The 12,285-nt window shown below is 35.3% G+C and carries 13 protein-coding genes; 10 read left to right on the top strand and 3 right to left on the bottom strand.

The window, feature by feature from the left end; translation table 11 throughout:
• Positions 1-5 precede the first annotated feature (5 nt).
• From NG809_RS03060 to NG809_RS03090, 7 genes are all read left to right on the top strand, one after another.
• A complete protein-coding gene (locus NG809_RS03060; RefSeq protein ID WP_262147976.1) occupies positions 6-644 on the top strand; it encodes a vWA domain-containing protein in 639 nt (212 codons plus the stop codon).
• Between the two features lie 2 nt (positions 645-646).
• On the top strand, positions 647-1,285 hold the full coding sequence (locus NG809_RS03065; RefSeq protein ID WP_262147978.1) for a vWA domain-containing protein: 639 nt from the start codon (positions 647-649) through the stop codon (positions 1,283-1,285).
• 9 nt (positions 1,286-1,294) lie between these two features.
• Complete coding sequence (locus NG809_RS03070; RefSeq protein WP_262147980.1) at positions 1,295-2,338, top strand: TerY-C metal binding domain-containing protein; 1,044 nt, start codon at positions 1,295-1,297, stop codon at positions 2,336-2,338.
• A gap of 1 nt (position 2,339) precedes the next feature.
• On the top strand, positions 2,340-3,797 hold the full coding sequence (locus NG809_RS03075) for a PP2C family serine/threonine-protein phosphatase (protein WP_262147983.1): 1,458 nt from the start codon (positions 2,340-2,342) through the stop codon (positions 3,795-3,797).
• A gap of 4 nt (positions 3,798-3,801) precedes the next feature.
• Positions 3,802-5,313: a helix-hairpin-helix domain-containing protein gene (locus NG809_RS03080; RefSeq protein WP_262147985.1), complete on the top strand. Its 1,512-nt coding sequence runs from the start codon at positions 3,802-3,804 to the stop codon at positions 5,311-5,313.
• 398 nt (positions 5,314-5,711) lie between these two features.
• Positions 5,712-6,362, top strand: coding sequence for a TerD family protein (locus NG809_RS03085; protein ID WP_262147987.1), 651 nt, complete (start codon positions 5,712-5,714; stop codon positions 6,360-6,362).
• Between the two features lie 421 nt (positions 6,363-6,783).
• On the top strand, positions 6,784-7,002 hold the full coding sequence (locus tag NG809_RS03090) for a hypothetical protein (RefSeq protein WP_262147989.1): 219 nt from the start codon (positions 6,784-6,786) through the stop codon (positions 7,000-7,002).
• Positions 7,003-7,005: 3 nt separating this feature from the next.
• On the opposite strand, the gene hisS is transcribed toward NG809_RS03090, so the two are convergent.
• The 3 genes from hisS to NG809_RS03105 form a co-directional block, all read right to left on the bottom strand.
• Positions 7,006-8,373: a histidine--tRNA ligase gene (hisS, locus tag NG809_RS03095; RefSeq protein ID WP_262147991.1), complete on the bottom strand. Its 1,368-nt coding sequence runs from the start codon at positions 8,371-8,373 to the stop codon at positions 7,006-7,008.
• Between the two features lie 141 nt (positions 8,374-8,514).
• Positions 8,515-8,967, bottom strand: a complete 453-nt coding sequence (locus tag NG809_RS03100; RefSeq protein WP_262147993.1) for an HRDC domain-containing protein — start codon at positions 8,965-8,967, stop codon at positions 8,515-8,517.
• Between the two features lie 17 nt (positions 8,968-8,984).
• Positions 8,985-9,320 (bottom strand): single-stranded DNA-binding protein, encoded by a 336-nt coding sequence (locus tag NG809_RS03105; RefSeq protein ID WP_262147995.1) that lies wholly within the window; start codon positions 9,318-9,320, stop codon positions 8,985-8,987.
• A 393-nt stretch (positions 9,321-9,713) separates the two neighbouring features.
• On the opposite strand from NG809_RS03105, the gene NG809_RS03110 reads away from it, so the two are divergent.
• The 3 genes from NG809_RS03110 to NG809_RS03120 all read left to right on the top strand — a co-directional run bounded on the left by NG809_RS03110 (position 9,714) and on the right by NG809_RS03120 (position 12,278).
• The gene (locus NG809_RS03110) at positions 9,714-10,346 is read left to right on the top strand and encodes a hypothetical protein (RefSeq protein ID WP_262147997.1); all 633 of its coding nucleotides are present in this window, start codon (positions 9,714-9,716) and stop codon (positions 10,344-10,346) included.
• 185 nt (positions 10,347-10,531) lie between these two features.
• Complete coding sequence (locus NG809_RS03115) at positions 10,532-11,515, top strand: polysaccharide deacetylase family protein (protein WP_262147999.1); 984 nt, start codon at positions 10,532-10,534, stop codon at positions 11,513-11,515.
• Positions 11,505-12,278, top strand: a complete 774-nt coding sequence (locus NG809_RS03120) for a formyl transferase (protein WP_262148001.1) — start codon at positions 11,505-11,507, stop codon at positions 12,276-12,278. Before NG809_RS03115 ends, NG809_RS03120 begins: the two co-directional genes overlap by 11 nt.
• Positions 12,279-12,285: the final 7 nt, after the last annotated feature.

Raw genomic sequence — 12,285 nt, forward strand, 5'->3', positions numbered from 1 at the left:
TAAATATGAGAAGATTACCCGTTTATTTATTATTAGACACCTCAGGTTCAATGACCGGAGAGCCGATTGAAGCTGTAAAAAACGGAGTTCAGATGATGCTGCATTCGCTTCGTCAGAATCCACAGGCTATTGAAACCGCTTACGTGAGCATCATTACGTTTGACAGTGAGGCAAAACAGATCGTTCCTCTTACCGACTTGGCTTCGTTTCAAATGGTGGACATCAAAGCTTCAGGTACAACATCACTTGGTGCAGCTTTAGGCTTATTAGCCGACAAATTAAATACTGAAATTACCAAAACTACCCTTGAGCAAAAAGGCGACTGGAAACCAATGACCTTCATCATGACCGACGGTATTCCAACAGATGACTGGCAAAGCGGATTTTCTAAATTAAAATCTGCAAATAAAGGTTTAATCGTCGGATGTGCAGTGGGAAGCGGTGCCGATGATAAAATTCTGAAACAAATTACAGAATCTGTTATCAGACTTGATAATGCCGATTCTGAAAGCATCAGCAAATTTTTTCAATGGGTAACAGATTCTATTTCTACCACCTCAACCAAAGTGGAAGAATCCGGAAAAGAAGTTACCGGTTTGGATCAGCTTCCTCCTCCACCGTCTGAGTTGGTAATCGTTGCATAATTATGAACAGACGACTATTAGCCTATTTTTTATTAGACACTTCAGGATCGATGAGAGGTGAGCCGATTGCTGCCCTGAATAATGGATTCAATGGTTTGGTAAGCATGCTCAGATCAGATCCGCAGGCTATGGATTCTTTGCATCTCAGCGTGATTACGTATGACCGTGAGGTAACCAATTTGATTCCGCTTGTTGATTTGGCCAGTTTTCATCCGGTAGAAATTACCTGTCCGGAAAGTGGACCTACACACACAGGGCAAGCGCTGGAAATGGTTTACAACCTCGTAAAAAAGGAAGTGATCAAAGGCTCAGCTGACAGAAAAGGCGATTGGAAACCCTTACTTTTTATTTTCACTGATGGTAAACCTTCAGATTTGCAGAAATACAAAGAGATGACTCCTTTAATCAAAAGTTTAGATTTTGGAGTCATTGTGGGCTGTGCCGCAGGTCCAAAAGCCGAAGTAAGTTTTCTTCAGGAACTCACGGACAACGTCGTAAAGCTGGATACGACAGATTCCAGCACGCTTACTAATTTCTTTCAATGGGTAAGTTCGTCCATCGAAATGGGAAGTAAAACGCAGGGAACCGGAGAAAGTATGACCTTACCGCCACCGCCAAGTGAATTGAATATTATTGTTTAAAACTAAAACATGAGAAGATTACCAATTTATTTCCTCATCGATGTTTCAGAATCGATGGTGGGAGAACCCATAGAGCAAGTTCAGGAAGGAATTGCCACCATCATCAAAGAATTAAAAACAGATCCTTACGCTTTAGAAACGGTTTGGGTTTCCATTATTGGCTTTGCGGGAAAAAGTAAAGTTGTCACGCCTCTTCAGGATGTCATCACTTTTTATCCTCCGAAAATTCCGATTGGTAGCGGAACTTCTTTATCTAAAGGTTTGGAAGAACTAATGAATTCCATCGACAGAGATGTTGTGAAAACCACTTACGAAAGAAAAGGCGATTGGAAACTTGTCATATTTTTATTCACAGACGGAATTCCGACCGATGATACTTCAAAAGCAATTGAAAGATGGAATGCCGATTACCGCACGAAATCCAATTTAATTATCGTTTCAATTGGCGACAATACCAACGTGAATCTTTTAGGTAAATTATCTGAACAGGTTTTGATGTTTAACAATACCGACAGCAATTCCTATAAAGAGTTTTTCAAATGGGTGACGGCTTCTATTAGGGCAACAAGTGAAAATATCAACAACAATAATGCGGATGGAATTAATTTAAGCAAATCAAATCCTGAATTGCTTGAGAAAATCGATTTAAGCAAAAACTATTCTGTTCCCGATAATAATTTTGTGGTTTTGAATGGAAAATGTTCCACGAATGACAAACTGTATTTATTAAAATTTAAAAAATCACTTCAGGAATCTCGCGTTCCCGGTTTTGATACGAGATTTTATAAAATCGAAGGCGCTTACAAAATTGATGAAAATTCGTACAGAGAATATTCTGAAGGTGGTTCCAACAACAACAAAATTTCCAGCGAAGAACTTTACGGAAATCCGAGCTGCCCATCTTGTGGAAACAGTTTTGCTTTGGCAACCTGCGTTTGTGGGGGAATTCACTGCATCGAAGGCGACGGCGTCGCAAAATGCCCATGGTGTGGAAATGCCGGTCAATACGGTGCTGCAGAAGGTGGGTTTGACATCAACAGAACTTTAGGTTAATATGAAAAGTTTATTGCAGGACGTCTTAAAAGAAAATCAAATCGATAGCAGCAAAATAGTGGACATCACTGTTGAAAAGCTTACCGATAATGCAAAGATCTACGAATTATCGAAAACCATCAAAGACCTGAAGTCACAAATATTACAAATTTTCACAATGCACAAAGACAGAGAAGAATTTAGGGAAAGTTACATCACGATTCCGAATGCCAATGTTAAAAAGGAATATAATTTCAAATTCGACCTTTCAAAACATCCTTCGATTGTCATTAAAGAAATTAAAAATCTTGATGGCGTGGGATTGCAGTTTGATGCAGAGAAAAGTTGTATTCATGGTACTCCGGCCAATGCCAACACGATAGAAATTCAGATTGTTTTCTTCAATAAAAATGATGAAAATTTGCAGGAAGACATCAAAACAATTCCGTTTATCGTCAATGCAGATCCGAAAGATTTGTGGCTCAACAAACCGAGTCCGAAAGACAGCAGATTTCCGAAAGAAGATCAGGCGACTTTTAAATCTACATTTTTAGACAAAAAAATTGTGGTGGCTTCTAAAAGAGGGAGATCTCATGCTCATGAAGGCACTTTCAGGGATGATGATTTTCTGGTTAAAGATTTACCCGGTGATTGGGCAATTGTTGCGGTGGCAGATGGCGCAGGTTCAGCAAGATTTGCGCGTGCGGGATCTCAGTTTGCCACAGATTTTATTGTGAAAAATTTTGACGATGAATCTCTTTTAAATAAATTATCAGATGCTGTCACTGTCTATTTTTCTAACGAAACCAAGGAAAACTTAAATGAAGAAAATGAAATAATTAATGAAGATTCAAATAATTCTGAAAATTCTTTAAATTCAAATTCTGCAGGCGATGAAAAAATAAAAAGCAAAAGTTTTATCATCAACTCCCTTTATCACAACGTGAAAAATCTTCACAGCGGGCTTTCGCAGATGGCAACTGAAGAAGGTGCGACATTAAAAGATTTTCATACTACCTTGATTTTTACTTTGGTGAAAAAGTTTGATTTTGGATATGTGATTTTAAGTTTTGGCGTTGGTGACTGCCCTGTCAATGTTTTAAACAGAGAAAATTCAGAGGTAAAACTTCTCAACTTTCTGGATGTCGGCGAGAGCAGCGGAGCGACCCGTTTCATTACAATGCCTGAAATCTTTGGTAAACCTGATATGGCTGAACGGTTTAAAATCAACTGTTTTGAAGATTTTTCCAAATTATTTCTGATGACAGACGGCATTTACGATCCCAAGTTTGTAGTAGAAAGCAAACTGGAAAATCTGGAAACCTGGAAGAACTTTTTAAGAGATTTAAATGGCGAAAATGAAGACAAGACAAAAGTAGATTTCGTGGAAGATTCAGATATTGAAAATCAACTGTCTGCGTGGATGGATTTTTGGAGTAAAGGCAATCATGACGACAGAACTTTGGCTGTAATTTATTAAGAATATGAGTGTAGTAAAGGTAAAATCAATCATAGATTCCACAAAAACATACGAGTATGTAGATGATGGAAATCCGAAAAAAGGCGGTGTAAAAGATGTTTATTTTTCGCCTGACAGAAAATATGTTGTGGCTTTTTTCCGCGATCCGCTTGACTTTAATCAAAAAGACAGAATCAAAAGAATTGTTTCACTTTATCTTGAAAATATTAAAAAAGGAAACAGTGCGGATTATTTTTTAGATGAAATTTTCAGATGGCCTTACGATGCGGTAGAACTAAACGGCAAAACAGGTGTGATTGTTCCTATTTATAATTCCAAATTTTTCTTTAAAAAAGGTTACAAATCCAACGAACTCATCAAAGGTGGCGAAAAAGTGGGCAAATGGTTTACCACGCCTTCTTTTAGAGACAATCAATACCCTTTGTCATTAGATAAAACCGAGCTCGGGGATTGGTTGAGTTACTTCCAGATTGCCATCAACATTTCACGAGGCGTGAAAAAAATGCACCAGATGGGTTTGGCGCATTCTGATTTATCCTACAACAACGTTTTGGTAGATCCCGTCACAAAATCTGCTGCAATCATCGACATTGACGGATTGGTTGTACCTGGATTATTCCCACCTGAAGTAATTGGAACTGCCGATTTTATCGCTCCTGAAGTTTTAAAAACAAAACATTTAAAATTACAGGATCCTGGCAGAATTCTACCTAATCAAAAAACAGATTTACATGCTTTAGCCATTCTTATTTACATGTATTTGCTCCGAAGACATCCCCTGCGTGGCGGAAAAATCTGGGATTTAGAATCTGAAAAAGATGAAGTTTTGTCGATGGGAGAAAAAGCTTTGTTTGTAGAACATCCTACAGATGACACCAACCGCGTGAAAGCAGATCATTTAAAAGTCTGGAATAAGTTTTGGGGTGATCCGTCTAGAATTCCTTACACTGTAACTGGTCCTTACCTGAGCGAATTATTTAAAAAAGCCTTTATCGACGGACTTCACAATCCTATACTTCGCCCAATTGCCAATGAATGGGAAACAGCTCTTTTGAAAACCGTTGATTTAATACAGCCGTGCAGCAACCCCAACTGTGACGAAAAATGGTATGTTTTCGACAATACATCAAAACCAAAATGCCCATTTTGTGGAACGCCTCACAAAGGAACTTTACCCGTTGTAGATTTATATTATAAATTCAAAGACGATGTCTGGAAACCTGAAAACCACCGATTGATGGTGTATCACAATCAGTATCTCTTTAAATGGCATGTGTCCAAAAAAGTGATTCGAAATGAAAGTCTGACAGCAATTGACAAAAAACCTGTTGGATATTTCACATTTTACCAAAATAAATGGGTGCTTGTAAACCAAAGTCTGACAGCATTGAAAGATATTACAGAAGACAAATTGATTCCCGTAAATTCTATGGTTGAGCTCACAGACGGTAAAAAAATCATGCTTTCTGATGAAGAAGGTGGCCGCCTGATGTATATAACTTTGACGAATACATAATTTTAGCTGGCTTTCTGTTTAAAAAAATTATGTTTGTCATAAAAGGCAAACATTTTTTATCTAAAACCATGATTACCAAGACAAAATTTCAATAAAAATACAGCAAAATATAAATCTAAATCCGAAATGAAGGAAAATTTCTGAAAATAAGGATTCACGTCAAAGATTGTCATTTAAAAATATTTATTTTGCATAGATGATCAATTTAAGTTATGAAATGATAATCTGCATAAATAATGTAAATATTTAACTTACAATTCAAATTTATAGATTTATTTTTACTTATTTTTGAAAAACCAAAATTACTTATTATTATTAGAATATTAAAAAAAACAAACACTATAATCAGATTGAAAGAGTGTATAAATTGATTTGATAACCCTGATAACCACGACTCTATGACTCCACTTTTACTAAAAAATGAAACGCTGGACCTCTGCAAGGATTTTAAAACTCCGCTGACAAACTTTTCAATTGCAGTAGATTGGGCATCCGTAAAGTCTCCTGTACGCAACTTTTTAGGATTTAAGACAAAAAGAATTTCTGACCATATTGATCTTGGGCTTACATGCGTATTGTTTGATAAACAGAATAAAATGATCGATCTCGTTTGTTCATCAAGATTTAACAGCTGGCTGATTAAAAACAGCTTTCCGTTAGGAAAAAGCATATCCCGGGATAAGGCTTTTAGACATTTTGACAACAAATCGACAGTAGATATTCTTTACAAGCAAGTAATATCCGTAGATTTGCTGAATGTCAACAGCGAAACTGACCACATTTTCTTTTATTTAAGTTTTGATCTCAGAAAAAATAAATCTCCTGACTTTTCTGCGGTAGATTCATTAAAACTTATTACTCTTGAAACTGTCTCACCAGATCGGGTGATTTCTGAATATGCCATTTCCACACAAAATACCCGCAGCAAAAACGAGGGCATCCTCATACTTGCCAGAGTTTACCGCGAAGATGAAGGCTGGAAATTTGCTACCGAAGGAAAATCGATTACTGAAAGTGGTTTCATTAGATTTACGAAAGGTATTCAGTAAACAGTACTCAAAAAGATCGCAAAGATTAGGAAAATTCTATCATGCTGAGAATCTTAAATTTTGGGTTCATATACAATAAAATGAAAAAAAGTATGAAATATTTTTTTCATCTAAATTGATGGAAATCAGAAAAAGCTAAAGAATTTATGAAAAATAAATAATTGATAACCAATTATTTAAACTATTAATATTTTTTTCTAAAAATCGGTCAGCTTTATAATAAATGAATAATTTAATAAAAAATTAGAAAAAACAGGTAAACTGCGGTATCACGTAAAAAACTTCCAAAAAGCCTGATTATCTTTGCAGAAGTAGATTTCTTCGGAATCTGAAAACACAATAACAGATATATTTTAGAAGAAACACAGGTGATGAAAAAATTCCGGCTCAATGCGGGCCGGAATTTTTATGTTCTGATATTATGAAAAATATACTTTTAGTTACCTTGGTTGCCATTTTGAATCTGAATGGATCAACACTCAAAAAATCTGATGTTTATCTTTGTGACAGTCCGGATGGAAAGAAATACCATTACACCAAAAACTGCCGTGGATTGTCTAACTGCAAGCATGAAATCATTAAAGTTAGTCTTAAAAAAGCACAGACTTTAGGGAAAACACTTTGTGGTTGGGAAGATTAAAATCTAACCTAAAAACTCTTCCAGAGAAACTGTTTTCTGTTCTCCTGCTTTAAGATTTTTAAAAGTTACATTACCATTTTTAATTTCTTCTTCGCCTAAGAAAACAAGATTTTTAATTCCTTTTTTCTCAGCGTAAGTGAACTGCTTGTTGATCTTTGCACTTTCAGGATAAAGCTCTGCAGAAATACCTTTTTGTCTTAACTGAATAATCAATTTTAAAGCTTCAATCGTTTCTTCACCTCCAAAGTTTGCGAAGAGATATTCTACGTTGGAAGTGGCATCTTCAGGGAAAAGATTTAACTCTTCCATTACCAGATAAATTCTGTCCAAGCCAAAAGAAATACCGATTCCCGGCACATTTTTTACGCCAAAAACTTCTGTAAGATTGTCATATCTACCTCCTCCACCGATCGATCCCATTTGCGCTTCGTCGGCTTTCACCTCAAAAATTGCTCCGGTGTAATAATCTAATCCTCGTGCTAAAGTAATGTCAAATACTAAATTCTGAATATCAACCCCTACATTTAAAGATTGGGTAATGACAAATTCTAATTCCTCAACACCTTTCAAACCAATTTCGTTTCCTGCAAATTTTTCTTTTAACTGAAGAAGATTTTCCAGAGCATCATTTGACTGTGTGAAAAGGAAATCAAGTTTATCGATTGATTCCTGAGAAATATTTCTTTCTAAAAGTTCCTTCACTACTCCATCTTTGCCGATTTTATCAAGCTTGTCGAGAGCGACAGTAAAATCAATGAGTTTGTCTGTAATTCCGGCGTATTCTGCCAAACCGGAAAGGATTTTTCGGTTGTTGATATGAATGGTCACTGAAACTTTTAATTCAGCAAAAGATTTTAAATACAGCTGAACCAGCTCCACTTCCTGCCAAAGGCTTTCGCTTCCTACGACATCCGCATCGCACTGGTAAAACTCTCTGAATCTTCCTTTCTGTGGGCGGTCTGCTCTCCAAACCGGCTGAATTTGATAACGTTTGTAAGGGAAAGTAAGTTTCCCGTGGTTCATGGCTACAAATCTTGCGAAAGGAACTGTAAGGTCATAGCGTAGAGCTTTGTCAGTGATATTTTCAGAACTGAAAGGTTTGTCTAAAGCTTTCTGAAAATCATTCATCATCTGAGTTTTTTTCTCATCTTTAGCTTCATTGATGCTCGAATTTAAAATCTTAAAAATCAAACGGTCACCTTCCTCTCCATACTTTCCAGTTAAAGTTGAAAGATTCTCAAAGCTTGGTGTTTCCAGAGGCTGAAAACCAAAAAGTTCAAAATTTTTCTGTAGTATATTGATGATGTATTTTCTTCTTGAAACTTCCAGTGAGGTAAAATCTCTTGTTCCTTTTGCTAAGCTTGGCTTCATTAGTATGAATGATAATTGATGGTTGATAAATGATATTCTCTGCAAAAATAAGGAATTGAAAGGACTTTTAAATGCATAAAAAGCCACAGAACATTTCCGTGGCTTTCTCACAAATTTATTTTCATCATTTAATTTTCAGAATCACACGCTTTCCAGAATTTCTATGATTTCTTCGCCGTAATTTTCTATCTTATGTTTTCCGAAACCTTTAATATCTAGGAGTTCCTGCTTCTTTGAAGGCTTGTATTTGGCTACGGAAGTCAATTCTTTATTGGTTGCAATAAAATAGGTAGGAAGATTCTGTTCTCTTGCCTTTTCTGACCGCCACAATTTCAGCGCTTCAAAAATTTTGATTTCACTTTCGGTTAAGACATCGTCATCAGCAGAATATTTTTCAGACTTTGTTTCTTTTACAAAGTTGGCAGTTTCGGGAAACCTTCTGTAGTAAAGGATTACAGACCACGACTGATCTTCATTCACAAAAGCCGTTTCAAACTTTACAACCTCATTTTCGACAAGAAAATGATCTACTTTCTGCTGATCTCCCATGAGAAACTCTTCAGCAATTCTCACTTTAAAAACTTTAATATGCATGGCTGAAATTTTTAAAATTAACCCTGTCTGTGGCCAAGAAGCACCAGTTCATCCACTCTTATTTCTGTGATGAACCTTTTGTTTCCATCTTTGTCGTCATACGATTTGTAGACAATTTTTCCTTCCACGGAAATCTCTTTTCCTTTCTGTACATATTTCTCCATGATGTCGGCGAGTTTTCCGTTGGCAACGAGATTGTGCCATTGTGTTTCTTCAACCTTCTCACCTTTTGCATTGGTGTAATAATCGTTGGTAGCAAGCGATACTTTTGCAATTTTACCATTTTCGAAGTTTACGATTTCAACTTCTTTTCCTGTGTAACCGATTAATGTTACTCGATTTCTTAGTGACATAATTTTGTATTTTTATTTGATTAATTATTCAGATAAGAGAGCTTCACTTTGTTTTCTCAAATCTCTGTTGCAAAGATTCATCAGGTTTGGAAAATTAGTCGGTTGTAAACTATTTAAATTCGTTTGTAGTCGTTTGAAAACGAATAAATTGATGGAAATCATTGTTTTATACAATTAAATAATTTATGTAATTTTTTGATTGATTGTGTAATTTTGAACGTTAGCCGTAATTATATAACATAAGCACATAAAAGTACATGCTTAGGTTTTTCGAAGAAATCTTATTATAATAAACAAGTTCAGCAAAAAATTGACTTTATTCAGCAATTTTCAATAGATTAGAAACATCTCACATATTACTAAAATGCAATCAACAAGGTCAAAATTGAAACTATGAAGTACAATTTTATAACATTTTCATTCACTTTCCTGTTGTGCCAGATCAATGTGTTGGCTCAGGATATTAAGGTTAAAAGCAGTTTTGATTATGTTGTAAGAAGTGAGCAAGGAGACTTGAATAATGACGGAAGAAAGGATAGAATTATGGTAGAAATGGATACTGTTGATGCTACACGTCCTCTACGATTGCAGATTTTTCTTTCAAAACCAAACGGAAAATTAGCTTTAAAAGTATCTTCTACACATATTATAGAAGCTCAGTATCCTCCAGAAAAACAAGCACAGTACAATGGATATCAAATTCCGGATTTTAGAATTGAAAATGGAAATCTATTGATGTGGAGCGAGATTAAAAATGGAAATATAAGCTACGAATTTAAATATCAAAAAGGAAATTTTAAATTGATAAGTGTCGAAAAGTTAACTAATAATTCTACAAAAGGCTATATTGACGAAAATACTTTATTTACTCAAACTAAATTTAATCTGGTGACAGGAATTAGAATCGAGACAGACGATACCAACTCAGAAAAAATACCGAAAAATAACATACGCAAACGAAGAGTACTCATAAAACCTTTACCGAAAATACAGGATTTTAAATTTTCAGATAAATACCTACATTAAAAGCAATTGTAATCCTGAAAATCACCAGAGAGTTATCCAGATCATAATTGCTGAATCCTCAAATCTGTTTAATAAATAAAAAAACTTCAGTGGTAATTTTTAATTGATTTTTAGCAATAATTTCTACTTTTGTACAGGAAAAAGTAAAAAATACAAAACAGGAAACTCTGCTTTAACAAAACAGCATGACTAAAGGAAAATTTGTAATATCTCTGGATTTTGAGCTGATGTGGGGCATGAGAGATATAGAAGATATCGCATCTTATGGCAAAAGTATTCTTGCAGTACATGATATAATTCCTAAGTTGTTGAATATTTTTACAAAGTATGGCATTAGTGCTACGTTTTCCACGGTAGGTTTTTTGTTTTTCGAAAAAAAGGAAGATTTGATTGCCAACATTCCGTCTGTAATTCCTGATTACGAAGATCAGAATCTGTCACCGTATTTAGGTTACTTTGATGTTGTAGGCGAAAATTATTTACAAGATAGATACCATTTTGCTCAAGATTTAATCCGGGAGATCCAAAAATATCCTCAACACGAAATTGGCACTCACACTTTCTCTCACTATTACTGTCTTGAACCCGGACAAACAACCGAGGCTTTTAATGAAGATTTAAAAAGTGCTGCCAGTATTGCAAAAAAATACAATATCAATTTGACTTCTCTGGTTTTTCCACGAAATCAGTTTAATGAAGAATATCTAAAATTATGTACAGAAAATGGTATTCTCTGCTACCGTGGTAACGAACGGTCATGGATTTACAAAGCCAAAAGCCGAGAGAACGAAAATTTATTTCGCCGTGGCGTGAGATTTTTGGACGCATATTTTAATATTTCCGGACATAACTGTTACTCAGATCGGGAACTTAAAGGTAAGTTACCATTAGACATTCCATCTTCAAGATTTCTCAGACCATTTTCAGAAAATATTCAATTTTTAGAAGGGTTGAGACTTAAAAGAATAAAAACGGGAATGACGCATGCTGCAAAAAACAATCTCACTTATCATTTGTGGTGGCATCCTCACAATTTTGGCTTAAATCAAGAGGAAAATTTCAAATTTTTAGAAGAAATTCTGATGCATTATCAATATTTGAATTCTAAATATGATTTTGAAAGTTATACCATGACCGCTTTGGCTAAATTAATTCTCAATGGAAAGTAAAAAAATAGTTTTATTAGCCGGTAAAGGTATTTCTACCAGCATTGTTTTTAATTCTATCCATCAGAATTTTGGCGTTGAAACTGCCATAATTGAAGAGCCTGAAAACCGAAAAATATTTCTAAGAAGAAGACTGAAAAAACTCGGGTTTGCAAGGGTTTTGGGTCAGGTTTTATTTCAGATTTTAATTTCAAAACCACTTTCAGTTTTATCTAAAAAAAGACATCAGGAAATTATCTGTCAATTTAAATTAGATCCTTCCGAAATTCCCGCTGATAAGGTGGTGAACGTAATTTCGGTAAATTCTAAAACAACGATAGACTTGTTAAAACAGATCAATCCAGACCTCATTATCGTCAACGGGACGCGGATTATTTCTAAAAAAGTTCTGTCGTCCGTCAATTGTAAATTCATTAATACCCATGCTGGCATTACCCCAAAATATCGCGGTGTACACGGCACCTACTGGGCTCTCGTCAACAGTGATCTGGAAAACAGCGGTGTGACAGTTCATTTTGTGGATGAAGGAATAGACACCGGAAACATTATCGCTCAAAGCCAGGTCTTACCGACTGAAAATGATAATTTTTCATCTTATCCCTTACTTCAGCTGGGTGAAGGCTTAAAAATTTTAAATACTGCAGTACAGGATTTTACAGAGGACAGACTTATTGCCAAAAAAGAAAAAAAACTGAAAAGTTTTCTGTGGTACCACCCTACTTTATGGCAATATTTATACTTCCGATTAAGAAAAGGTGTAAAATAAAACCTGA

Source organism: Chryseobacterium foetidum, assembly GCF_025457425.1.
Classification (GTDB): domain Bacteria; phylum Bacteroidota; class Bacteroidia; order Flavobacteriales; family Weeksellaceae; genus Chryseobacterium; species Chryseobacterium foetidum.

What these genes read in the sequence shown, in the direction of transcription:
- NG809_RS03110 (WP_262147997.1), top strand. Translation starts at nt 9,714, where the DNA reads ATGAAGTACAATTTTATAACATTTTCATTCACTTTCCTGTTGTGCCAG.
- NG809_RS03105 (WP_262147995.1), bottom strand. Translation starts at nt 9,320, where the DNA reads ATGTCACTAAGAAATCGAGTAACATTAATCGGTTACACAGGAAAAGAA.
- NG809_RS03060 (WP_262147976.1), top strand. Translation starts at nt 6, where the DNA reads ATGAGAAGATTACCCGTTTATTTATTATTAGACACCTCAGGTTCAATG.
- NG809_RS03080 (WP_262147985.1), top strand. Translation starts at nt 3,802, where the DNA reads ATGAGTGTAGTAAAGGTAAAATCAATCATAGATTCCACAAAAACATAC.
- NG809_RS03085 (WP_262147987.1), top strand. Translation starts at nt 5,712, where the DNA reads ATGACTCCACTTTTACTAAAAAATGAAACGCTGGACCTCTGCAAGGAT.
- NG809_RS03115 (WP_262147999.1), top strand. Translation starts at nt 10,532, where the DNA reads ATGACTAAAGGAAAATTTGTAATATCTCTGGATTTTGAGCTGATGTGG.
- NG809_RS03070 (WP_262147980.1), top strand. Translation starts at nt 1,295, where the DNA reads ATGAGAAGATTACCAATTTATTTCCTCATCGATGTTTCAGAATCGATG.
- NG809_RS03090 (WP_262147989.1), top strand. Translation starts at nt 6,784, where the DNA reads ATGAAAAATATACTTTTAGTTACCTTGGTTGCCATTTTGAATCTGAAT.
- NG809_RS03120 (WP_262148001.1), top strand. Translation starts at nt 11,505, where the DNA reads ATGGAAAGTAAAAAAATAGTTTTATTAGCCGGTAAAGGTATTTCTACC.
- NG809_RS03065 (WP_262147978.1), top strand. Translation starts at nt 647, where the DNA reads ATGAACAGACGACTATTAGCCTATTTTTTATTAGACACTTCAGGATCG.
- hisS (WP_262147991.1), bottom strand. Translation starts at nt 8,373, where the DNA reads ATGAAGCCAAGCTTAGCAAAAGGAACAAGAGATTTTACCTCACTGGAA.
- NG809_RS03100 (WP_262147993.1), bottom strand. Translation starts at nt 8,967, where the DNA reads ATGCATATTAAAGTTTTTAAAGTGAGAATTGCTGAAGAGTTTCTCATG.
- NG809_RS03075 (WP_262147983.1), top strand. Translation starts at nt 2,340, where the DNA reads ATGAAAAGTTTATTGCAGGACGTCTTAAAAGAAAATCAAATCGATAGC.